This is a genomic window from Exiguobacterium sp. s43 (assembly GCF_018617255.1).
In the GTDB taxonomy this organism is placed as follows: domain Bacteria; phylum Bacillota; class Bacilli; order Exiguobacteriales; family Exiguobacteriaceae; genus Exiguobacterium; species Exiguobacterium profundum.
Window position 1 is genome coordinate 1,824,729 of sequence record NZ_JACSJT010000001.1, and the last position, 24,196, is coordinate 1,848,924.

The following is a 24,196-nucleotide window of genomic DNA, read 5'->3' on the forward strand; positions in this document are numbered from 1 at the left end:
GCGAAGGGACGTGCTGACTTATGGTGTCGTATAGTCGTATACCGGGATATCCTTTTGCTCAAACGCCGGTTCCGGAATGTATCGGTCTGGAACGAGTTGGTCGAGGTCCGGACGATAGAAGGCATCGAGCTCGACTGTAAACTCGAGCGACTGCACTTCTTCGACCGTATTCGGTCCCGTCTCGGCAGGTCCGGTAAATTGAACCGTCCGTAACACGTGAATCCGATTCATCGACTCGATCGACTCCAAGAAGGAGACGAGCGCTTCATACGTCTCTGCTTGCAAGTTGACCGTTGAACGGACCGTCGAAGCGTTGACAGGTGCAACGTCCGTTGGTTCAGCCGGTTCATTCGTCGCACTCACATCAGCCGGATTGAACGGCTCGACCGTTTCCGGCACTTCTGACTCAGCCACAACGCCATCCGCAAATGCGATACTTGTCACATTGACACCCGCAAGAAGACTTGCCTGCGACAACGCCTCAACGACCGTGTCGAGGGCAGGAACTGTTGGAACCCGTGTCTGAAGCGTCTGAGAGTCCGCTACATCAACGGCTTTTCCTTCTTGGCGCAATAACTCCAGTTTTGTTTGTTCGAGCGAGAGGTCGCGTTCAAGCGCTTCGACCTCTCCTTGTTTGACGTAATACGTATAGCCAAAGTAAGCCGGTGCGATGATTGCGGCAAGGAGGCAAATCGCAAATAACGCGTAGATTGTCGAACGTTTCATTGACTCACCACCTCCTCATCCGTGTCCTCTTCCTCTGTCAACTCGTCTTCCACGTCTTGGAACATGAACGTAAACTCTCCGATATAGCGTGGAAGCGGATCTTCTTCTAATGAGTTTTCCTCTTCTTCTGCATCCACATCCGCTTTCAACTCCGTCGTCACACCGAGGAGTTTGACGTCGAGGAACCGCTCATCGGTCATGAGCGAGCGCTGGAATGCGTTCAAGTCTTCTAACGTCTCGAATTGGGTTCGGACGCTCATGATGGAGCCATCCGCGTAGTTATACGTCAAGACGTAGCCAGTAGGCGGCAACTGCTCAGTCAACGCGCGCAGTGCTGGGACCGCATCCTTTTCCATGTCGGTCAACGCCGTCACGGTTTGGTCGAGCGAGAGCACTTGTTGCGCTTTCGAATTCACTTGTTCGGTTTGGTAAATTTGAACGAGCTGTAACTCTTCTTCGATTCGCGTCTGTTCTGCTTTTAGTTGGTCGACCTCATAGTACAAGTATCCGGCCGCTCCTCCTCCGAGAAGAAGGGCGACGAGACCTGTCACGATCGGCCAACGGAGTGTCACGTCCGTCGAATTGATGAAGTTCGTGTCACGATCGCGCTGAAGCGTCGCCATCCCAAGGAGTGGCAACATTTGATGCGATAGCGGTGTCCCATGGGCGATAGCGAGCGGTTGCTCGACGCGCGTCACCGAGACGAGGGATTCAGACTGAATCATACGGACGAGGTCATCGACTTCCGGGACAGTTCCCGAAACGTATAACTCATCGATAGCCCGACCGTCCGTCCGCAGAGAATACCGATAGAAGTCGAGGAAACGAGCGAGTTCGTTCAACCAGTCATCCAACTGATTGGCCTTCATCTCGCCTGTCCCATCATATGTATAGGTCACGACACCATCTTTCGTCCCGACTTGATACGGGAGGTCCAGTTCGATCGAGCGGATGAAACGGATCTGCCCTTCCTCAAGGACGAGCAATTGATGTGAAAACGGCGTGATATGCCAGAGTAATGTCGATTGAAGCGGATCAATCTCCGATAAACGTATGACCCCATTGGCGACCGCGACAGAACGTGGCGTGATTTTCTTCAACGCTAGACCACGTTTTTTCATGTACGCACGGAGCGATTTCGTCAATTCGATCGAAACAGCATGCAACATGACGTCCGTCTTGACTCCGTCTTCTCCTAACACTTCGTAGTCGAACGACACATCATCGAACGGCAAGATGATCGAGCTCCCGATTTCCATGAAGAGGTAGCCACGAATCTCGTCCTTCGGAATCGAAGAAGGAATCTCCACTTTCCGTGACAACACCTCGGTCTCGTCCAATGCCACGGCACACGTCATCCCGCGTCGCACCTTCAATTTGCGACAGAGTTCATCGAAAGCGAGACTGAACGCCGTCTCATCGAGAATCTTCCCTTCTCCATACGCATCTTTTGCTAACTGAACCGAGGCGCTTCGTTTGAACACCCCTTGTTTGATGACGGCCCCGTGGATGCTGAGCGCATCAAACGAAAAATACGTGACCGTCCCTTTCTCTATCCCACGACTCATGATCGTTTCCCCCTACATCAACTCAAAATACCAATCAAAAAAACTTTCACTAAACCAAAACGTCAACATCGTCCCGAGCGCAATCGACGGGACGAACGGAATCGGTTGCTTTCGCCCGATTTTTTTTGTGATCATCAACCCGATCCCGACAATTGCCCCAATCAAACTCGATAGAAACAAGGCAACTAGCACGTCACGCGGACCGAGCACAAGACCAATCATAGTAAACAATTTGACGTCCCCTGCCCCAAGTCCCCCTTTTGACACGAAAAAGACGGTCGCTAGGAGCGAAAATCCGAGCAACGCCCCTACAAGTGGCGTCCACCAAGATGCCCCTGTCAGATAGGTGAGGAGGAGTAATACCGGTGCCGTGAATTGCAAGATGACATTCGGCACGAGCATCGTCGATAAATCAGACATCGCCAAAGCTAGTAAGGTCGACAAGAAAGCGAACGCGAGAAGCGTCGTCACACTAAATCCGTAGAGTGAAAAGCTATAGCCATATCCAATGGCTCCGAGTAATTCAAAGATCGGATACGTCGGCGCGATCCGCTCGCCACACCCGTGACATCTGCCTCTTAAGGCGAGATAGCCGAAAATCGGGATGAGTTCCCACGGTGACAATTCGTGACCGCAAGACGGACAATTTGACCGCGGCGTCACGATCGATTGCTGACGTGGCACGCGGAGCCCGACGACGTTGGTGAACGATGTGATGACCGCCCCGAGGACGATGCTATATAGGAATCCAATCGATTCAATCAAGGAAGGATCCTCCTTTGTCAGTATATGCCAAAAATAGAAAACCGGCTAGGCTGAGCGAGTGCCCAGCGCCAGCCGGCATAAACAAATATTAGTTAACTGAGTCTTTCTTCAATCCACTACTTGCAACCGTGCCTGCATCCGTAGCTGCAGTTCCGATATCTTTGGCTCCATCAAGCCACACTTTATACGTATACTTATTGTCTGACCCTTTTGTGACATATACAACCCCGTTATTGTAGTTCGAACCGAACGGATCTTTCATTGTATCAATCATATTTTTAGCGTCGAGTTCACCAGTTCCTGTTGTTCCGACGAATCGAATCACCGCTCCGTTGCCTACTTCATTCGAAGCAACATACAACTTCGCCGCACTAACCATTTGTTTCGCATCGGCGACCATTGCATCTTTCTTCGAGTTTTCGATGATCCCACCAATCGCAACGACTGCGATGGCTGCGATAATTCCTAAAATAACGACGACGACGAGTAACTCGACGAGTGTGAGCCCACGCTCATCTTTTAACTGTTTGGCATCTTGCCAAATCATTTTCAACTTCTCTACCATGATTCATTCTCCCCTTTTGCGTAATGTGCTGTGTGTAAACTAGATAAATTACTTTAGACCTAATATAGAAGTAGAACAATTTTACTATACCTTCTAAATATAGTATTGAAAAGGTATATTTTCAAAAGCTTGCATATTGCTTTACTGATTCTGAATATCACCATAGATTTGGAACATCGGGACGACGATCGAGATGACGATGACCCCGACGACACTTGCCAATACGACGATGAGAAGCGGCTCGATAATCGACTTCAGACGGTCGGTTGTCGTCTCGACCTCCGTCTCATAAAACTCAGCGACTTCGTTCAACATCGAATCCAAATCACCGCTCTCTTCCCCGACGGCGATCATCTGAGTCATGAGCGCCGGGAAGTTTGCATTTCGCATGAGCGGCTCGTGAAGCGGGACCCCTTGCGCCATCATGTCACGTGCCTCCGTCAGTCCTTTCCGGATGACGCGGTTCGATACGATACGTTCGGTGATTTCAATCGCCGTCAAAATCGGGACGGCCGCTTGTAGAAGGACCGCTAAACTTCGCGTTAGCAATGCAATCTGAGATTTCATCACAATCGTTCCGAAAATCGGCATCTTCAATAGCAAGCCATCGATGACGAATCGTTCCCGGTCCCGCTTCAACATCCAGGTGAAGGTGAGAACTCCGAGAATCGCGAGTCCGAGTAACAACCACCAAAAGGCCGCGATGAAATCGGAGACCGCGACGACAATGCGCGTGATGAGCGGAAGCTCACCGCCGAGTTGACCAAAGATGCTCGCAAACGTCGGGACGACGTTCACCATTAAAAAGGCGACCACGCCGATGGCGACGATGGAGACGACCAACGGATACGTGAGGGCAGAAATGACCTTCCGCTTCACATCATATTGTTTTTGAAGTTGGAGCCCGATTTGATCGAGCGCCTCCTCCAAGTTCCCGCTCGTCTCCCCGGCAAGTGCCATCGAACTAAAGAAGTTCGAAAAGACGCGTGGGTGCTTTTTGATCGCCTCGGAATAGGCAATCCCTTCCTTCAAATCATCCTCGACTTGACTCAGTGCTTTCTTCAATACGTTCGACTCGGTCTGTACCCGTAAGATTGAAGTCGCACGAACAATCGGGACACCCGCCCGGATGAGCGTCGCGAACTGACGGACGTACATGATCAAGTGTTCGATTTTGACTCGTTCTGGCAGCAAGTTGACCTCTTTGTTCAGTCCGGTCGATTCGAGCTCGGCCAAGTCCGTTACGAGAATAGATTCTTGACGCAACTTTTCTTTCGCTTCCCGAAGCGAGACGGCCGTGACGCGACCTTTCTTACGCTTTCCGTTCAGGAGCTTTCCTTCATACTGAAATATCGCCATCACTCATCACCTCATCTCTTCTGTCGGGACGGCGTTCGGATTGATGATCCCTTGCCGAACAAGTTGTTCGATGGCAGCATCCATCGACTGCATCCCGTGCTGGCGACTCGTCTGGATGACGGTCGGCAACTGGAACTCTTTTTCATTTCGAATCAAGTTGGCAACAGCCGGATTCCCTAACATGATTTCCATGGCGGCGACGCGTCCTTTCGGCACATCAATCCTTGGAAATAACCGTTGACTCACGACACCGAGTAAGACGTTCGCGAGTTGTGTCCGGATTTGGTCCTGTTGCTCAGCTGGGAACGCGTCGATGATTCGACTCACCGTCGACATCGCACTCGATGTATGGAGCGTTGCCATGACGAGGTGCCCCGTCTCTGCAGCGGTCATCGCCGTCGAGATGGTCTCCAAGTCACGCATCTCCCCGAGCAGAATGACGTCAGGGTCTTGCCGTAAGGCGGCCCTTAGACCACTCACAAATTTCATGACGTCAGAGCCGATTTCCCGTTGGTCGACAATACTTTGGTCGTGGGAATGTAAATACTCGATCGGATCTTCTAGTGTGATGATTCGTTTTCGCTGCGTCCGATTGATTTCATGAATCATCGCCGCGAGCGTCGTCGATTTCCCTGAACCCGTCGGACCCGTGACCAAGATGAGACCATGTGGTTTCTCAATCAGACGCTTCAGTACCGTCGGCAGATTGAGTTCGTTCAAGGTCGGGATTTCCCCGGAAATGGACCGGAACGCGATGGCAATCGTGCCTCGTTGATAATAGGCGTTGACCCGGAAACGGGAGACACGTGGGACGCCGAACGAGAAATCAAGATCTCGTTCATGCTCGAGACGTTCGCGCATATCGTCGGTCATGATTTCTTTTAAATATCCTTCGAGATGGTGCGGCAACACCTTCTCCTCGCCCATCGTAATAAGACTCCCGTCTACTCGAATGATCGGAGGAGAACCGGCTGTCAGATGAATATCCGAGGCACGTTTCTCGACCGCATTCGTCAAGATGGTTTCGATCGATTGATTAATCATAAGCATTCTCCGTAATGACCGTTCGTAATATTTCCTCGGTCGTCGTCAAACCGGCGGCGACTTTTTCTAATCCGTCCTCAAGCAGGAATGTCGCTCCTTGTGACTTGGCATAGTCGACCATCTCAGACTCGGTCGCCTGGTTCATGATCATCCGGCGCAAGCCTTCATCAATCGGGATGACTTCGTGAATGGCGAGGCGCCCACGGTACCCTGTGAAGTTGCATGACGAGCATCCTTTTCCTCGAACGATGTGGTCGATGTGTACACCCTCTGCGTCGAACAGGCTACGTTCACTCTTCGATACCGGTTCGACTTGACCGCAGTCACGACAGACGCGTCGAACGAGTCGTTGTGCCACGAGTCCCGTCGTCGAAGCGGCGACGAGGAACGGCTCAACCCCCATATCGACGAGACGGGTGATGGAGCTGATTGCTGAATTCGTATGTAGCGTTGACAACACAAGGTGACCGGTGAGCGAGGCACGAATGGCAATCTCAGCTGTCTCCGTGTCTCGAATCTCTCCGACCATGACGATGTTCGGGTCTTGACGTAAAATCGAACGAAGCCCTGACGCGAACGTCAAGCCGACTTTCGAGTTGACCTGAACCTGGTTGATGCCGTCAAGTTGATACTCGACCGGGTCTTCTACCGTAATGATGTTTTTCGTCTCATCATTCAGTTCTTTTAACGAAGCATACAATGTCGAGGATTTCCCTGAACCGGTCGGACCGGTGATCAAGATAATTCCATTCGGACGTTTCAGCATGTCACGGTACGCCTGTTCGTTTCGTTCGCCAAATCCGAGTTTCGTCAAATCGGTCAGTCCTTGAGATGAGTCGAGGACCCGAATAACGATTTTCTCTCCATACATCGTCGGGAGCGTCGAGACGCGGAAATCATAGGCGCGATTGCGTAGCGTGTACTTGATCCGTCCATCTTGTGGCAGACGACTTTCTGTGATGTCGAGGTTACTCATGACTTTGAGACGCGTCAGCATGACGCTCTGAATCTTTTTCGGATAGACCGTCTCGGTACGCAAGTCCCCATCAATTCGAAAACGGACGTGGAGTTGCTTCTCATGTGGATCGAAATGGATGTCCGATGCACGTTGGTCGATTGCGCTTAAGAACAATTGGTTCACGAGGCGGATAATCGGTGCATCGTCTCGACTGATTGTTTCTTGTCGTTCGATTTCGGGAGCATCCTCTTTCAAAATTTCGACGAGGGAGTGGTCCATCTCGTAGTAACGACTGATTGTCTTTCGAATCTGCTCTCTCGTGGCGATTCCGATCTCGATGTTCATCCCGGTCTGAAGACGGACGTCATCAATGGCAATGAGATCGAGTGGGTCGGCCGTCGCGACATGAAGCGTATTCCCGTTTAATTCAAATGGCATGATATCGTGCTTTTGTGCCAACGCTTTCGGTACGAGCTTCGTGACCGTCACATTGATGTCGTAGGAGTACAACTCAATGATCGGCACATGCAGCTGTTCGTGAATCATTTGAATCAACTGTGTCTCGGTAATATGGTTTAGTCGAATTAAAGCATCCCCTAGTTTTTCTCCGGGACGCTTCTGTTCAAGCGCCTCATCGAGCTGACTCGTCGTAATGAGCGCAGCCTCGATGAGCATCTCACCTAATCTTCGTTTCGTTCGTCTCACGTTACTTCACCATCCTTTGAGGAGCCTCCTCCTGCTCGGTCTTGTCGTTCCGTTCTTCGACAAAGACGCTTGCAGCCACCCCTCCAATCAATGCAACGATAAGAATCACCCATGCCCACCATGTTTGAACGAGTGATTCTTCTACCATCAAATAGACGCCACCAGACAGAAGGGCAGTCCACAGGCTGATGACAAGCTTCGTTTCACGTTTTCTCGTCATCGGAACGGATAAAGCGAACAGTGTCAATGTGGCGAGTACCCAAAAGCCGAGTAAAATCAAATAGCCGATCATCCCACTGCCTCCTCTTCTGCAGGTTCTTCTAATACGGGCGGTTCTGCCTCAAATGGGTCGTCGTTCGAATCATTCGGGAACGGGTCTTCTTCCTCGTCCTCATCCGGGAATGTCGGGATGACCGGTTCGACCGGATCCGGTGGCGGAAGTGGAACGGAACTCTTCGTCACGATTTCCGGTGTCGGTGCATAAAAATCAAACCCGAGTAATTCCAACGTCTCCCCTTCTTCAGTCACAGTGACCCGGTAGAGCTTACCTGACTGTCCATCTTGACCTGACTGGGTGACCGATGAACTGCCTGACGGGAGCGAAGATGAGAAGCGCACGACTTTTTGATGCGGTACCGTCTTCACTTCTTCAACTCTCGCTTCGAAAGCGGCGTCAAACGGTTGACCGAGCAATTGAACCGTCACAGAACCCCCTTCATTCAAGACGAGGATGGCATATGATGTGTCTTCTCGGTTTTGAACAGCAAAGTTCGAGCGCTCATCTACTTTCGTGTCATAGCCTAGCTCCACCCCGGAAGGAAGTGTTTCGTGAGGCACACGTTCGAGAATGGCGAACGGTGTCGCCGCAAATAAGCGATAGAATGAAGACCCTAGTGTCGTGAGCGCTTCGTAATCTTCTCCGAACGATTTGAGACTAAAGATGTCTCCCGCTGCCATCTCGAATCCGTTCATTCGATCAAGGGCTGACTGCATAGCCGGTGTCGGGCTCACAGTGAACGAGGCGACGACTTCATTTTCTGCCGCGACTTGCTCTAATGTCACAGATGACTCCAACATCGATGCGGCATCCATCAACGCCGGGGCAATCATCGTCAGCGTGACGGGTTGACCTTCGAGATAAGGATCGACTTTCGTTTCATCTACGGATGTCAACAGTGGATAGTCACCTGTATCTTTAATGGAGTCTAACGTATTCGATACATCGAACGTCACGACTTCTTTTCCAATCTCCATGACCGTCCCATCCATCAAATTGATTGAAAAGGGTGTCGTATTAAAATCTTTAATCGCATTATCGAGACGAACGTCCGCTTCTTCTTTCGTCATCCCTGATACGTCGACACCTGCGACCGTCGTATCTTTTTTGTATGTAGCACTCGACTCAGCAGACGCATCTAAGTAATTGACGAGTCCAATCGTCGGTAATGTCACGAGTACGACGAGTCCAATCAAAATGATAAGATGCATCCCATACCGCTTCATGTAAAATCCCCCCGTGTCTAATCCGACTTCTATTCTATATATCCGTTCAGCGTATAACTTTAGTATAATATGTATTGTACAAAAAATAACATTTAATTCAGTATTGCATACGTTATTTTCCGATTGTTTTACTTTTTTTGAATAGGAGGTCAATGTCTTGTCGCATTCCGAAAAAGGTTTTACGCTCGTCGAAGTGCTCGTCTCCATCGTTGTTCTTTCAATTGTCTCATTCTCTTTACTTTCGATTTTCAGCCAAAGTTTGAAGACGACACACGACAGCCTCAATCAAACGATTGCGAACCAAGTGGCGCAAAACACGTTACATACTTTAAATCGACGGGCCGCGTCCGTTGATGAACCGCTCGAACTGCGTCAATTGTTGAATCGGGACGGGATCAGCTCGACGTGCGACTTCTGCGAAGATACCCGAATCCATGGGGATACGTATATCGCAACCATTCAATCGCTGTCCACTTCACCCGGACATACAATTGAAGTTGAAATTTCGGTGACGACCGACCGTTTGCAAACGCCCGTCACCTTGAAAGGAGTCATTTCGAATGCGACATTGCGCGAACCGTTCCCTGAAACGGCTGTCCCGACAACTGACTGAGATGGAGAAACGTGAAGACGGCTTCACGCTCGTCGAGTTGCTCGTCACAGTCGTCGTCGCTTCGATTTTAAGTGGCGTCATTATTACGGCCTTTATCACTGGAACGCTCGGTTTTCAAATGACGAACGAGACGAGTGACCTTCGAAGCGAGGCCGACTATTTGATTGCCTCCGTGCTCTCTGACGTGAACCGGACCGAATTCGACGCCGTGACGGAAGTGGACGGCTCGTTTCAATTTTATCGATTGTCCGCTCCAGACATATCGGAAGCCGGAATGATTTATCGGGAGGCGGGATACGTCCCGACCGACTTGGTTCTCTCAGAGGATTCGTTTACGCCTTCTAATCCACAAATCACAGTCGAACGGATGACCATCCAGTTAAAAGATCCCGTGTTCGATCCGAGACGCCCGACTTACATGACCGGTGGACTCATCGAAATCGAGATGGATTTGACTCAATCAAACAATCCCGATTCTGTTACGACATTTGAAAGCTCCATCCCATTCTAAGAAAGGAGGCATCCTGATGCGAAAACGTGAAGACGGATATGTCCTCGTGCTTGTTCTCGTGACGATGGCGGCTCTCGCCGTCCTCTCGCTCGCCGCCATGCAAGTCAACTTGGCGTCGAATAAATTGACGGTCATCCGTACTGAAGATACTCAACTGAATGAAGATGCGAAAAGCGCACTTCGCCTCATCGCCGATGAGGTTCGGACCCAGTTCCCGCTTCACGGAGAAGCGGAAGTCCCGACTCATATGGAATCGGAAGCGGCATTCCAAAGCAAGGTTCAGTCGCTCATCGTCAGTGACGAACCGTTCACGGCATTGACTACGGATAGTGAGGTCCGCTATTCCATCGAGCTGAAGAAAGATGCTACGGATACCGCCATTCAGACGGCGCCGTTCACGACGATTCTCCAAGTGAACGTCACGGCATCGCGACAAGTGAATCCGGAACAACCGATGCTTACCGTTGAATACACGCAAGACTTATACTTGACGGCTCTCCCGTCCTTTTTATACTACGTCCTCGGGTCCGACCAACAGTTGGACGTGAACGGCATGCCGACGATTCAAGGAAATATCTATTCAGGTGGTCCTCTCGCTTTCATACGTCAAGCGAACTTCCAATTGGATGGTGTGGCGAAGCAGATTGAAAATGTCGATTCTAGTCGTCTTCACTTGAATGGCCGAATCGATTTAGTCGAATTGAGCGATTGCTTGAGTTGCCAGCAAGAGAACTACTTCACGGTAGGTACGGAACAAGCTGGCGAGAAGGCGGACGCCGGGGTGTCCCCGAGTCGCTTTTCTCCATTCCAATACGACTACTCAATCATCGAATTTTTAAATCGACGACTCGACACACCGCTCGCATACACAAATGACGTCGATTCAAAAATCTTTGAAGAAGGCCTGATTCGCTCGACCAATCAAGTGTTCGAACTCGAGCGCGTGCTCTCGGAAGATGGGACCTCGATTATCGAACGCCCGACTTCGTACTTACGGGCGGATGCCTACAACGCACTCACCGACCCGACCATCGTGACATTACCGGATGCCATTTCGGATCGCGCCATGTATGTCACGGAATCCATCACCGAGTCGAATGCCCCGCTTCTTTTCGACGGGGACGTCGTCATTGAATCACTCGAGAAGCTGACGATTGCACGGCCACTGATCGTACGTGGTGACTTGACCATTAAAGGGAACGTCTCCTTCAGTTCGACAGTCTACACGCTCGGTGATACGTTCATCGACCGAGCCAATATTCTTCCGATTGATGCAGACAAAGGGAACTCACTCATCCTGTTATCCAAAGGAAAGATTCTGTTGAACCGAATCAACGAGTTTGATGACACTCCGACGACGCTCCAGGCGTTCATGTATAGTGACTCGAACGAACCGACCTATGTGTATGCGGTCGGATCTATTCTCGAAGTCAACGGAGGTCTGTACAGTAAAGGACCACTCGAAGTGAACGTCTTCCGTGGGACGTTTAACGGTGGGAATGACTTAAGCCCAGCAAAGAACTTCGACCGTCAAGTTCCAGCTCACGAGGCCGAAAAGTCTCGATTAAAACTGACGTATAACGATTCCGTGTTCAATCAACTTGAAACATTACCGGTCACGAATCAACTTCAATTCTTCGTCAGTCATCCGGTTCAATTGAAATGAATTCAAAAAAATCGGCTTCCTCTCTGATTGAGAAGAAGCCGATTTTTTTAGTTCCCCATCTTTAAAATGAGGTCCGAGTTGTAGTCTTTGGCCGTCTGTTCCATCGCTTTCGTCCATTGCGCGCCGTTATCAAGAAGCAGTTGCGTCAACTCGACCTGATTGTGACGGACCGGCTGCAATAACACCGATTCGGTATCTTGAATCATATAGCCTTGTCCGAGGAGTTCTTTGACCGCATCAAGGTTCAACGAGTCGACCGCGATGCCGAGAAGTCGATCGTCTTCAACATAACGCATCGCCAGCTTCCATTGATCCGGACTGCCGTTCGCACTGAACAATGGTGTGATAACGGGAATCCCTTCCACTTCCTCGAACGGGTCAATCCCTTGCTCGAAGTATGCTTCAATCACGTCTAGAGGTGCGAGCGTCACTGCTGTGGCGAATTGCTCGGCTGTCGGCACAACTTTTTGGTCCTCTAAAACAAGTCGGACGGCCTCCCATTCTTCCCTTGCCTGTAAATCTGTCAATTCTTCTTCTGTCACCGAAGAGCGTTGACTCACTTCTTTTACTAAATCGTCACCGGATAACTGCGAGAGCTCAGGTTGGGATTGACTCCAGTACAGGAGCCCTCCCAATCCGATGACGAGAATCAATCCGGTGATGCCAATCATTATTCGCTTGCGATTCATCATTCGCCAACTTTCTGCCATTCACTTAATAACGGTCATCATCCTGTCCCGAGGCATTCGTTTGGATGATGCGTACATAAAACGTATCCTTCACGGCTTCAAACGGTTTTCCAGCCGGAAGCGTCGTGTAGACTTCCACTTTCGCCACACCAGGTTTCACAGGAATCAACTCTTTTCCTGATCCACTCACTTGAACATATTCTTCGCCGGATACAATCTCCATGCGATAGTCACGCCAAGTCGAAGTCGTAGGCCAGTACTCAAGGAGAGGTAGTCGTGGTGCCGTCCCTTCACCAATATTGATTGTCATGTCTTTTGACATCAATTGGTTCGGATATTCGTTGACACGGACAATCGACGTGTTCGAACGAATGTTTCGTAACGCACTGTCATCGAATGTCGTCTGAATTGGAATGTCAGTCACGACACCATTATTTCCGTAACCATGGTTGGCACGTAATTCATATCCTGTCGCACTTTGTGTCACCGTCAAAGCAGATGGGATGGACCCGATTCGTTCAAACGGAATGGATACGGTTGGTGTTGAGGTCACTTGAATCGAGGCGACTTCGTTCACGCGTTTTTCTTCATCCAAACTATCCCATACCCAAAGGTCGAGTTGGCTCGGTGTTTGGCTCAAGGATGGTGCCTTGACTTGGATGCTAAAGACGGTGCTCGGAGTAGCGATATTCAAGCCACCGAAGAGGTCACCGACATCCACAGTCGCCTTAAACTGAGTCGTACCCGGTTTCAGTCCAATGATGTTCAAGTTGTTGCCAACTTGTTCAAACTTCACACTATCCCCAGATTCGACGACATAGCGAACCGACTTGTATTGAGCTGTTTCGGGCATGATTTTTGGTGTGACCGTAGTCGTTTGACCGACATACAACTCTTTCGACTGAATAGTAAGTTGCTCAGGCGGACTGATTACATTGACTTTCGACTCCGCTACGACAAGGGGTCTCTTATCGCCCGGATCGATTGTCAATCGCAACTTCGCAGTTCCTGTTTTCAAACCGGTCACAATCGCATTGTTCCCTTGCGTGACGAGTCTCGCGACACCGCTCGCATCGACGATTTCCCACTTCAAGCTACTCCATTTCGGGTTCGTAAAGGTGTTTCCTTTCGCATCCGTGATGGTCGGACTCACAATTTGCTGTGCCCCAATTTGTAAGGTGACGTCAGGAATCTTCGCTTCATACGCATACGGCGCCCCGATATTGATCAGCAAGTCTGGGAACGATGATTGAACCTCTAATTCCTTATCCCAGTCGTTGAGTTTATCTAAAATGTGATCTTGCTTCTTCGAATACTCAATTAACGTCGTTAATTGGTTATCCGCTTTTTTCAACTGGATGAGTGAGGCAGAAGGCTCGATGGCTCGGACGACTACTTCAAACTTCATGGTCCGGTCTCCACTATCGTTCGGGAGGAAAATGTTCGTGTTCCCATTTCGTTCATAGTACAAGTCCGGCTTCAACTGTAACTTGATTTCATTCGGCTTCGTGACAGGATATTCATTTCCGTTCGTGTCACGAATCGCCACGACTTCGAGTTGACTTGGCAGTTTTTCTGAGAAAGAGGTTGAATCCACTCGTAAAAACTTATCGCCCAACTGATTCGGCAATCGATCGAAACGTTCCGGATATTGAACTTGATAGTGAATCGTTCCCGTTTCGTACAAGTTGATTGTCGACGGGTCAATCGAACGGGACACTTGAATCAAGTCGGAAACATTCTCCGCACGTTTGACGTTGATGGTGAACGTATCGATCACCTTCGCATTCCGTTGATCGGACGTCTCGATTTTCACTTCAATCGGCCGATCTGCGACAACATCCGCTGCCGGAATCGTAAACTCTTTAACTTCGTAGTTGCGTAAGTTATCGAATGCGACCTGTTTACCGTTATACGTGATTGTTGAATTGAGGAACAAGTCTTGGAAGTCATAATCGCTCGGCCGCCACATCAATTTGACATCTTGTCCCGCAGTCACTTCTACAGACCCGGCTTTTAAATCAGCAGAAGTATAGGACTGGTTTGAATCACTGACGGACTCAATCACGTTGTAAGGTTTATGATTCGCTCCGATAAAGGCGCGATACATCGTATTGATGAAGATTTTCTTCTCATCTTCTACCGAAAACTTGTTTGTGTGCCCAGCACCGGAGTAGGTGAAATTGTTTTTTGTATACGTATAGTAATGGTTGTTTGCATCTCCATATACACGATTTCCACCTGTTGAATACAGGTTGTACCAAGGCGTCACATCCGGATCATTCAAATCGAGAGTGAAATATTGGTTATGGGTATTTGAGATATTTTTAATCGAATCGTCGAGGCGATACGGATAAGAAGTGAAAATCCCATCCTGTACCTTGACTGCCTTATTGGTTGTTTCAGGAGCACCAAATCCCATGTTCGTGTACATTTTTTGCCCTGAGATATTCAGTGAAGGATTGGCATTCACAAATTGACGTTCCCACTCGGACGTAGGCGATGATGAACTATTCGTACGGAAAATCGTATCGTGCGTCAACATGACGCCTTGTCCTGTTTCACTGAAACGTTTGACTTTCGCAGTGGCCGCAACATTCATGCTTCCATAAACGTTGTACGAATCTTGGAAACCAAAGATCAGCATATCGTAGTCGTTATTGAGTAATGCCTGATCATAAGTACCACCCTCAAACTGACTCGTTGTACCGTCCGTTAAATTGAATTCATAATTCCCAGACGGGTCTACTAACATATTAGATAAATAGCTTGAAATTCTTCCGTTCGTGCCGGTTCCTGCAGTGAGCTGTAAGATGTTCGCTTTCACTTTTTCATCGAGGTAAAGAATACTCCCCTTACGATAATCCGCTCGACCTGTCAACGAATCCTTGACGACGAGCATCCAGTTCTTCGGTCCGCTAAACGTCGGACGCGATAATGTGAAATTGAGCGTTCCCGATTCTTTTGCCTGTTGCTCAATGACTTTTTCATCCGCATCAAATCGATCGTTATGGTCGTAATCGATATACAATTCTACGAATGCCGAAGGAGTTGGTGGTTGCGATAAAGTATAGGCAAAGTTGATTGGATGACGGACACCATCTTTTACTTGAATCGTCTGATTGCTAATCGACTGATTGTTGTACTTCACTTCAGTTGATTGAAATCTCGGACGGGAAATGGTGAGTTGATTCAACTGCTGCGCCATCTCACGATCGACATTCTGTTGATCATTTCGATTAAAGACTTTCACGTTCGCATAATCACGTTGATAGGCTGCCAAGCGTTTTAACTGTGTATCGCCGTTCGCAGCATCCTCATGCATCAGAAGCGGCAAGCCGACACGGACAACTGTATTGAATAGTTCCGTAGCTTTCAATTCTGTCAAATCGTTCAATTGATTTGTCGTGTCATGATTTTTCGAGTTGACGACAAGCGTCCCATTTTTATATTTCTCAGTTAAAGGACTGCTCCCAATCATGACCGCATCGAATGCACCTGTCATCGGAAAACGGGATGCGTTAAATTGTTTAATTGTCATGAATTGCGCATTCACTTTTGCAGTATTTACATTCAGTGAAGCACGATACGAATTCACCGCATTATTGTATTCAGTCACTGAAAGTACTTTCGAAGCAGTAAAAGCATCACGAAGAATCAACACGTTTAAAATCGGTTGATTGGTCTCCGCAACTACTCTCTGTGGAATAATGGATATGATTAATACGAGAACCGCTATGTATTGCATGAGTTTACGCAATGAATAGTCCTCCCTATTTTTAGTCTTCACTACTAATTATCCCACCCACTTGAAAAAATATACATCTATTTCTTTGACATCAGGTAAATGTTTTAGCTTAGGAAACGTCTCACTTCACTGATGAAATAAAGAGACCCGGTCACAATCAACGTCTCGCTTGTCGGCGACTCGACCCAATTCTGTAGCCATGCTTTCCATTCGACAAAGCGCGCCCCATCTTTCTCTAGTTGTGCTTTCGTTCTAGCACGCGGAAAGTCAAATGTCGTTTCGTAAACGTCTCCAATTTCTTGAAGCGCGTGAATCATCTTGTTACGGTCTTTATCTTCTAAAATCGCCGTCAACACTGTCACGTCTGTCTCATATTTGGCTTGTAAAACCAAGGCTTCGATGCCTTCCGGATTATGTGCCCCGTCTAAAATGATACGCGGTCGTTTGGAGACGAGCTCATACCGCCCCGGATGTTGTGCTCGCTCGAGCCCTTTTTGGATGGCGTCATCGCGCCAACCGAGGTGACGCGCCACCGCCACGGCACACGCCCCGTTATACGCTTGATGATGTCCTGTCAATCCGAGCACGACAGATGGCATATTCTCATACGTCACAACTGTGTCTGCCCCGTCCACAATTTTCTTCACGAGTGGACGAACATCATGAATGGAAGAACCTACATCGTCCCCTTTTTGATGCAACAACTCAACCAATCGTTCCTCACCAATACTATGAAACATCGGGACATCGCGTTTCATGATGCCGTATTTCTCTTGTGCAATCTCTTCAAGCGTATCGCCGAGAATGCCTTGATGGTCATGTCCAATTGACGTGACAATGGTCGCAAGTGGATGCGTCAACACATTGGTCGAATCAAGTCGTCCCCCGAGACCGACTTCCCAAATGATCAAGTCAGGACGTGTGTCATCAAAATAGCACCATGCCATCATCGTCAATAGCTCAAACTCCGTCAGCGTCTCTGGCGCCTCGTCCGCACGAGCTTTGACACGGTTCGCCACGTCGATGAGCGCGTCTTCAGGAATCGGTTCCCCGTTCAACATGATCCGCTCCTCGAACTGAATGATATAAGGGGAGGTGAATGTGCCGACAGATAAGCCGTTCTCCATCGCCATCGCCCGTAAAAACGCGACGGTCGACCCTTTTCCGTTCGTCCCGGCCACATGGATGGATCGGCGTTCTTCTAACCCTAATTGCTCAATCATCCAGCTCATCCGCTCAAGACCCGGTTTGATCCCGAAGCGAAGCTGTCCACTCAACCAATCGAATACATCTTGTCTCGTCTTCATCTTCCACACTCCTACTGTTTACACTTCTGTTTCATCTTATCAAAATTCACGACAGCCGTTATGGAAAACAGTCTGTGCTATACTCGAAGCGAAGAAGGAGGCATGCGCCATGACAACTGACTGGAACTTCGAGGCGACGTACCTCGAACTACGTGACATCTTTTACGACCGCGGACCCATCCATCCGGTCGACAATCCGACACTCGTCTTGTTTAACGATGCATTAGCCGCTTCGCTCGGCCTTGATGCGCAAAGTCTCAAACAAGATATCGATTTACTTGCCGGCAATCGTCAAACAGAGACGTCTTTCTCACAAGCATACGCTGGACACCAATTCGGCAACTTGACGATGCTCGGGGACGGACGCGCCCTCATGCTCGGGGAACATGTGACTCCGAACAAGAAGCGTGTCGATGTGCAACTGAAGGGATCCGGACCGACGGAGTATTCTAGAGGTGGCGACGGACGAGCCGCACTCGGGCCGATGGTACGCGAGTTCATCATCAGCGAAGCGATGCACGCCCTCGGCATTCCGACGAACCGGGCGCTCGCCGTCGTTCAGACAGGGGAGGCCATCATGCGTCAAGGTCCGAAGCATGGAGCGATCCTGACTCGGGTCGCCTCAAGTCATCTTCGTGTCGGAACATTCCAATTCGCAGCAGGCGCCGGCTCCATCGATGACGTCATCGCTCTTACTGAAGTAGCAATCAAACGACACGATCCAGACTTGATCGATGCAACGAATCGCTATGAACAATTCCTCGGACGCGTCGTCGAAAGACAGGCGAGACTGATTGCCAACTGGCAACTCATCGGGTTCATTCATGGGGTGATGAATACGGACAATATGTTCATCAGCGGAGAAGGTCTAGATTACGGACCATGCGCGTTCTTGGACACGTATCATCCGGAGACGGTCTTCAGCTCGATCGACCGAGAGGGACGTTACGCCTATGCGAATCAACCATATATCGGGTCTTGGAACCTCGCCCGACTGGCGGAGACGTTGCTGCCGCTACTTGGCGAAACGAAAGAAGAAGCGGTTGATGTGGCGAACAAGCAACTCACCCGTTATACCGAGTTGTATAAAGAAGCGTACTTTACCGGACTCGCACATAAGATTGGCTTATTCGTTCGAAAAGATGGTGACGATGAGCTAGCGGATGAACTGCTCCGCTTGATGATGGAGACGGAGGCAGATTATACGAATACGTTCCGCTCGCTGACGCTTGGTGAGATTGAATCTCTCCCATTCTCAACCCGGGAAAATGGGAAGGCGTGGATTGACGCTTGGCAGAAACGTTTGAGTGAGCAAGGTCTCCCGGACGAGGACGTCAGTCGAATCATGCGCCAATATAACCCGGCCGTCATTCCCCGAAATCATCATGTCGAAAAAGCGATTCAAGCAGCAGAACGCGGTGACTTCGGTCCGACCGAGGCGTTACTCACCATTTTGCGTGACCCATATAACTACGACAAACCGGCTGAATATGTATCGGCAGGTCCACCACGAATGTATCCGTATCAAACGTTTTGTGGCACGTGATGAAACAATCCCTCGAACACTTCAATCTGTTCGAGGGATTGTTTTACATTACATTTTAATTCAAAGACCAAAATGAATCATATCTTTCCCTTCATCTCGCGCCTTGATAATTTTTATAATCAGCTGCCCCAATTCCGAAGTTGCCTGATTGTTCATTCTATTCAACACAACTTCAAAAAAGAATGATAAAGATGCATGCGGAATCAATGTAATGCCGCACTCATCCAATCCATGGCCAGGACAATGATATGAGTGAAAGAATGTGCGCATGTCACTTAACTGTTCAATCCATTGCTCCACTTCTTCCCCATCCACCACAACACATCCGTATCTTTCCGGCATATACTGCACATGAAGCTCTTCCCCATGAATGGAATCGATTATTCCAAATTCGTGATAATAAGACACAATACTCCCCCCATATCTTTATATACCAAAATGAACTACATCCTTTCCTTCGCGTTGAGCTGAGAGAATGAGGGTTGCCAAGTCATTCAACTCCTCGGCATGAATGAAAGATTGTGATTCTATGACAATCTCATAAAGATGTGGCAAAGATTCGTTTGGGATAATGGTTATGCCGTGATAACACAATCCAAACCGAAAGCGATTGTATGAATGATAGTAGGTACGTACAATCGAACACGCCTCCATCAATTCCTGGATCAATTCGTCATGAACCTTCGTATATGTAGGATGATTTGATACGTAGACTGGTAAATCTAACTCTCGATGCCATGTATCGAATTCATGGATTGGCAAAATATATGACGTCCTTCCATCGTTTTTTCTGCTCCAATTTGAATTTGAAAAATGCTTTCTTTATTTCCTACTAAATGGACTTATAATAGCCTGTCCCTGTTCCATCAAAGCCCATCTTTTTGTAGAATACGTGTGAACCCGTTCGTCGATTTCCTGTATTGACCGCTATTTTCATTATGCCATGTTGATGTGCCCAATCTTGAACATGATTCACTAAAGAAGCCCCGACCCCATTTTTTTGATGAGATGCCTTCACTACAAGAGCAATGATTCGAATGTAGGATGCATCTACTTCATAAGACACTCCTCTAAAAAAACCAATCATCCCTACAATTTCTTGATTTTCCACCGCTACAAATGTGTGATAATTCGAATCTTGTTGAATATTCATCAAACGGATTGCCATCTGCTTTTCTGTAGTCGGGTATCCCAACTCTCCCATTAATTCTGACAGTGCAGCTACATCATTCATTTCAGCAGTACGAATTCGTAGAATCATTTCCTTTCGATTGAGCAACAGGCCCCCTCCTTTTCATCGGTTCTATAAGTGTGCGTGTTCATCTTTACTCCGGATCATGAAACGGAAACGATACGGACGAAGGTTCCGGTAGCGAGTCAGTGAGTACCAATAACTCTTCTTCTGAGATATTTCCTGTCACGATAATCAGTCTTCCTTGTGATAAATAGTATAAACCGTTCCCATATGATTGTTCCAAAACATACGGTTCTGGCTGTTCCGACATCTCCCCTTCTACTTCAGTGAAAGAATCCGTCACAATGATACTGATGAGGCGTGTCTCGTCATATAACGTCCAAAGCTTCACCGACCAATCGCTACCTGAATAATCCGTACTGATGGCCTCCATCTCTTTATTAGGAAGATCTAATCCGTGAACGAACGCTGATGATGTTTCTGGAATCCCGAAACGTTGCATTCCACGCTGCGCCCACTCATTTCTCACATCGTAAATGAATACGCCAAACGGGTTCTCACGGTCAGGGACGGTCATCGCAACTAAACCAATTCCTCCGACCATCGTCTCCGTTAAAATGTGATCTTTCGATAAATGTCTCGTCGACCCATCTTCATATTGAAGGGTCGTTTGTGCCACAACGGCATCTGAAATCTGTTTCGTTCCTGCTGGCACTTCAACAATCGTCGTCCCCGTCACTTCTACGTCTGGAAATTGGGATTCATCAATCACTCTCTCCTTCTCGATCTCTTCCACATCCATCACATCCACTGTTTCGATAGATTTCGTCTCTTTTGGTGTCATACACCCCGCTAGTCCCAACACAAGAACACATATTACCCCGATTCGCTTCATCTCATATCCCCTTTTCTACGCCCATCTCTCCAAATTCTACCAAAACACAAAAAAACCTTCTTCAGAGAATCAATCTCCAAAGAAGGTGTGAGTCTTACTTACGCAACTCTTCCAAACGGGCGCGGACCGCGTCACGCTTGTCGAGGTAGTCTTTTTCTTTTGCTTTCTCTTCGTCGATGACGTGAGCCGGCGCCTTGGCGATGAAGCCTTGGTTTCCGAGTTTCTTCTGCACGCGCTCGACTTCTTTCTCATACTTCGCCACTTCTTTTTCAAGACGAGCGATTTCTTCTTCGAAGTTGATGAGGTCTGCGAGCGGGATGAAGAGCTCCGCTCCCGTCATGATCGCGGACATCGACTTGTCCGGAGCCGTGAGACCACGTCCGATCTCAAGCTCTGTCGCATTCGTGAACTTGCCGATCGTCATTTCGTTCGCGCTCAAGTAACCTTGTGTCGCATCATCACTCGTCGAGATGAAGAGCTGGATCGGTTTCGACATCGGTGCGTTCACTTCGGCACGGATGTTACGAACCGAGCGGATGACGTTCATCACAGCTTCAAACGCTGGAACCGAGTCTGCGAAATGAAGATCGTCACGACGCGTCGGGTAGCTTGCACGAACGATTGAATCGCCTTCGTGCGGCAAGTGTTGCCAAATTTCTTCTGTGAGGAACGGCATGAATGGGTGCATGAGACGCATGATCGAATCGAGCGTATGCGCGAGGACCGAACGTGTCGTGTGCTTCGCCGCTTCATCCTCACCATAGAGCGTGAGTTTCGCCATCTCGATGTACCAGTTACAGAACTCTTCCCAGATGAAGTTGTACAAGTAACGACCAGCTTCACCGAACTCGTACTTGTCGACGAGGCGTGTCACTTGGTCAATCGTGTCGTTCAAGCGTGTCAAGATCCACTTATCGGCAAGCGTCTTCTCGCCCGTGAGGTCGATGTCTTCGACTTTGAGCCCATCCATGTTCATGAGCGCGAAACGACTTGCGTTCCAAATCTTGTTCGCAAAGTTCCATGTCGACTCGATCTTCTCCCAATAGAAACGAAGGTCGTTCCCTGGTGTCGAACCTGTGAGGAGGAACCAACGGAGTGAATCCGCTCCGTATTGGTCGATAACTTCCATCGGGTCAACGCCGTTACCGAGAGATTTCGACATCTTGCGTCCTTCCGAGTCACGGATGAGACCGTGGATGAGGACATCGTTGAACGGTTGCTTCCCTGTGAACTCGAGTGATTGGAAGATCATACGCGATACCCAGAAGAAGATGATGTCGTATCCCGTGACGAGCGCGCTCGTCGGGAAGTAACGGTTGAAGTCCGGTGCGTCCGTATCCGGCCAGCCCATCGTTGAGAACGGCCAGAGTGCTGACGAGAACCATGTGTCAAGAACGTCTTCGTCTTGTGTCCAGTTCTCACTGTCCGCTGGCGCCTCTTTCCCTACATATACTTCACCTGTCTCGTTATGGTACCAAGCCGGGATGCGGTGGCCCCACCAAAGTTGGCGGCTGATACACCAGTCGCGGATGTTCTCCATCCAACGGAGGTATGTGCCTTCGAAGCGCTCTGGGACGAAGTTGACTTTCGTATCGTCGTTCCCTTGTGCTTCAAGTGCTGCTTTCGAGAGTGGCTCCATATCAACAAACCATTGTTTCGAAAGATATGGTTCGATGACCGCGCCAGAACGTTCCGAATGACCGACCGAGTGCGTGTGCGGCTCAATCTTCACGAGTGTGCCGTCCGCCTCAAGGTCTTTGACGAGTTGCTTGCGGCATTCGAAGCGGTCGAGCCCTTCGTACTTACCAGCATTCTCGTTCATCTTCCCGCCTTCATCCATGACGAGGATGCGTGGAAGCTCGTGGCGGTTTCCGATTTCAAAGTCGTTCGGGTCGTGTGCTGGCGTGATCTTCACGCAACCTGTACCGAACTCCATGTCGACATAGTCGTCGGCAACGATCGGGATTTCACGGTTCATGACTGGAAGCATGATCGTCTTGCCGATGAGGTGTGTGTAACGCTCATCTTTCGGGTTGACGGCAACCGCCGTATCACCGAGCATCGTCTCGGGACGTGTCGTCGCGATCTCGATGTGACCCGAACCGTCAGCGAGTGGGTATTTCATGTGATAGAATGCACCCTCGACTTCTTGGTAAATGACCTCGATATCTGAAACGGCCGTCTTTTGAGCCGGGTCCCAGTTGACGATGTATTCGCCACGGTAAATCAAGCCTTTTTCATAAAGACGGACGAATACTTCTTGAACGGCTTTTGAGAGCCCTTCGTCGAGTGTGAAGCGCTCACGCGAGTAGTCGAGACCGAGACCAAGTTTTGACCATTGGTCGCGAATCGTCTTCGCGTACTCGTCTTTCCATTCCCACGTCTTCTCGAGGAACTTTTCACGTCCGAGGTCGTAACGCATGACGCCTTCTTCACGGAGCTTTTGCTCGACTTTCGCTTGTGTCGCAATCCCGGCGTGGTCCATCCCTGGGAGCCAGAGCACGTCATAGCCTTGCATACGCTTGAGGCGTGTCAATAAATCTTGGAGCGTCGTATCCCAGGCGTGACCGAGGTGAAGTTTCCCGGTAACGTTCGGTGGTGGGATGACAATCGTGTACGGTTGTTTCGAATCGTCCTCGTCTGCTTTAAATACATCGTTCTCTAACCAGTAGTCGTACCATTTTGACTCCGTCGCACTTGGGTCGTACTTCGTCGGCATGGTGATTTCATTTGTCTCATGGGCCATGTGTAGCGCCTCCTCTATGTTATTGGTGAACACAAAAACGGCTTCTCTCGTCCTATACGCTAAGGACGAAAGAAGCCGTGATCTTCC

Annotated in this window: 20 protein-coding genes and 1 other annotated feature (1 of these 21 running past the window's edge); of the genes, 4 read left to right on the top strand and 16 right to left on the bottom strand. The window is 49.1% G+C overall.

Features of this window, described 5'->3' with window-relative positions:
- Nucleotides 1-18: 18 nt before the first annotated feature.
- The 9 genes from KNO79_RS09380 to KNO79_RS09420 all read right to left on the bottom strand — a co-directional run bounded on the left by KNO79_RS09380 (nucleotide 19) and on the right by KNO79_RS09420 (nucleotide 9,193).
- Nucleotides 19-726, bottom strand: a complete 708-nt coding sequence (locus tag KNO79_RS09380; RefSeq protein ID WP_074037502.1) for a hypothetical protein — start codon at nucleotides 724-726, stop codon at nucleotides 19-21.
- Nucleotides 723-2,294 carry a pilus assembly protein PilM gene (gene pilM, locus KNO79_RS09385; RefSeq protein ID WP_214691140.1) on the bottom strand — a complete coding sequence of 524 codons (1,572 nt, stop codon included), beginning with the start codon at nucleotides 2,292-2,294 and terminating at the stop codon, nucleotides 723-725. Before pilM ends, KNO79_RS09380 begins: the two co-directional genes overlap by 4 nt.
- A 12-nt stretch (nucleotides 2,295-2,306) precedes the next feature.
- Nucleotides 2,307-3,059 carry a prepilin peptidase gene (locus KNO79_RS09390; RefSeq protein WP_214691141.1) on the bottom strand — a complete coding sequence of 251 codons (753 nt, stop codon included), beginning with the start codon at nucleotides 3,057-3,059 and terminating at the stop codon, nucleotides 2,307-2,309.
- Between the two features lie 88 nt (nucleotides 3,060-3,147).
- Nucleotides 3,148-3,624 carry a prepilin-type N-terminal cleavage/methylation domain-containing protein gene (locus KNO79_RS09395; protein WP_196430429.1) on the bottom strand — a complete coding sequence of 159 codons (477 nt, stop codon included), beginning with the start codon at nucleotides 3,622-3,624 and terminating at the stop codon, nucleotides 3,148-3,150.
- A gap of 141 nt (nucleotides 3,625-3,765) precedes the next feature.
- Nucleotides 3,766-4,983 carry a type II secretion system F family protein gene (locus KNO79_RS09400; protein WP_159561979.1) on the bottom strand — a complete coding sequence of 406 codons (1,218 nt, stop codon included), beginning with the start codon at nucleotides 4,981-4,983 and terminating at the stop codon, nucleotides 3,766-3,768.
- 6 nt (nucleotides 4,984-4,989) lie between these two features.
- On the bottom strand, nucleotides 4,990-6,027 hold the full coding sequence (locus KNO79_RS09405; RefSeq protein WP_031421415.1) for a type IV pilus twitching motility protein PilT: 1,038 nt from the start codon (nucleotides 6,025-6,027) through the stop codon (nucleotides 4,990-4,992).
- Entirely contained in the window at nucleotides 6,020-7,690 is a 1,671-nt protein-coding gene (locus KNO79_RS09410; RefSeq protein WP_214691142.1) for a GspE/PulE family protein, read from the bottom strand. Before KNO79_RS09410 ends, KNO79_RS09405 begins: the two co-directional genes overlap by 8 nt.
- A 1-nt stretch (nucleotide 7,691) precedes the next feature.
- On the bottom strand, nucleotides 7,692-7,982 hold the full coding sequence (locus KNO79_RS09415) for a hypothetical protein (RefSeq protein WP_047795511.1): 291 nt from the start codon (nucleotides 7,980-7,982) through the stop codon (nucleotides 7,692-7,694).
- Nucleotides 7,979-9,193 (bottom strand): G5 domain-containing protein, encoded by a 1,215-nt coding sequence (locus KNO79_RS09420; RefSeq protein ID WP_214691143.1) that lies wholly within the window; start codon nucleotides 9,191-9,193, stop codon nucleotides 7,979-7,981. The genes KNO79_RS09415 and KNO79_RS09420 overlap by 4 nt, the downstream gene beginning before the upstream one ends.
- Before the next feature lie 157 nt (nucleotides 9,194-9,350).
- Between KNO79_RS09420 and KNO79_RS09425 the strand changes: the two genes are divergently transcribed.
- Genes KNO79_RS09425 through KNO79_RS09435 form a run of 3 tightly spaced genes read left to right on the top strand, consistent with a single transcriptional unit; the run spans nucleotide 9,351 to nucleotide 11,983 of the window.
- Nucleotides 9,351-9,806, top strand: a complete 456-nt coding sequence (locus KNO79_RS09425) for a type IV pilus modification PilV family protein (RefSeq protein ID WP_047795513.1) — start codon at nucleotides 9,351-9,353, stop codon at nucleotides 9,804-9,806.
- Nucleotides 9,754-10,317 (top strand): prepilin-type N-terminal cleavage/methylation domain-containing protein, encoded by a 564-nt coding sequence (locus KNO79_RS09430; RefSeq protein ID WP_235439549.1) that lies wholly within the window; start codon nucleotides 9,754-9,756, stop codon nucleotides 10,315-10,317. The genes KNO79_RS09425 and KNO79_RS09430 overlap by 53 nt, the downstream gene beginning before the upstream one ends.
- A 16-nt stretch (nucleotides 10,318-10,333) precedes the next feature.
- Nucleotides 10,334-11,983 (top strand): hypothetical protein, encoded by a 1,650-nt coding sequence (locus KNO79_RS09435; protein ID WP_214691144.1) that lies wholly within the window; start codon nucleotides 10,334-10,336, stop codon nucleotides 11,981-11,983.
- 47 nt (nucleotides 11,984-12,030) lie between these two features.
- On the opposite strand, the gene KNO79_RS09440 is transcribed toward KNO79_RS09435, so the two are convergent.
- The 3 genes from KNO79_RS09440 to KNO79_RS09450 form a co-directional block, all read right to left on the bottom strand.
- Nucleotides 12,031-12,672, bottom strand: coding sequence for a hypothetical protein (locus KNO79_RS09440; RefSeq protein ID WP_214691145.1), 642 nt, complete (start codon nucleotides 12,670-12,672; stop codon nucleotides 12,031-12,033).
- Between the two features lie 25 nt (nucleotides 12,673-12,697).
- Nucleotides 12,698-16,432, bottom strand: a complete 3,735-nt coding sequence (locus KNO79_RS09445; RefSeq protein ID WP_251125227.1) for a DUF5057 domain-containing protein — start codon at nucleotides 16,430-16,432, stop codon at nucleotides 12,698-12,700.
- A 92-nt stretch (nucleotides 16,433-16,524) separates the two neighbouring features.
- Nucleotides 16,525-17,727 carry a bifunctional folylpolyglutamate synthase/dihydrofolate synthase gene (locus tag KNO79_RS09450; RefSeq protein WP_214691146.1) on the bottom strand — a complete coding sequence of 401 codons (1,203 nt, stop codon included), beginning with the start codon at nucleotides 17,725-17,727 and terminating at the stop codon, nucleotides 16,525-16,527.
- 109 nt (nucleotides 17,728-17,836) lie between these two features.
- Between KNO79_RS09450 and KNO79_RS09455 the strand changes: the two genes are divergently transcribed.
- A complete protein-coding gene (locus KNO79_RS09455; protein ID WP_214691147.1) occupies nucleotides 17,837-19,273 on the top strand; it encodes a protein adenylyltransferase SelO in 1,437 nt (478 codons plus the stop codon).
- Between the two features lie 60 nt (nucleotides 19,274-19,333).
- Here the strand turns inward: KNO79_RS09455 and KNO79_RS09460 are convergent, their stop codons facing one another.
- The 4 genes from KNO79_RS09460 to KNO79_RS09475 form a co-directional block, all read right to left on the bottom strand.
- Nucleotides 19,334-19,681, bottom strand: coding sequence for a short-chain dehydrogenase (locus KNO79_RS09460; protein WP_196430421.1), 348 nt, complete (start codon nucleotides 19,679-19,681; stop codon nucleotides 19,334-19,336).
- Nucleotides 19,682-20,105: 424 nt separating this feature from the next.
- On the bottom strand, nucleotides 20,106-20,552 hold the full coding sequence (locus KNO79_RS09465; RefSeq protein WP_084543101.1) for a GNAT family N-acetyltransferase: 447 nt from the start codon (nucleotides 20,550-20,552) through the stop codon (nucleotides 20,106-20,108).
- Nucleotides 20,553-20,598: 46 nt separating this feature from the next.
- Nucleotides 20,599-21,363 (bottom strand): hypothetical protein, encoded by a 765-nt coding sequence (locus tag KNO79_RS09470; protein WP_074037520.1) that lies wholly within the window; start codon nucleotides 21,361-21,363, stop codon nucleotides 20,599-20,601.
- 94 nt (nucleotides 21,364-21,457) lie between these two features.
- Nucleotides 21,458-24,109 (bottom strand): valine--tRNA ligase, encoded by a 2,652-nt coding sequence (locus KNO79_RS09475; RefSeq protein WP_214691148.1) that lies wholly within the window; start codon nucleotides 24,107-24,109, stop codon nucleotides 21,458-21,460.
- A 58-nt stretch (nucleotides 24,110-24,167) separates the two neighbouring features.
- Nucleotides 24,168-24,196: a binding site (T-box leader), on the bottom strand (it continues 193 nt past the right edge of the window).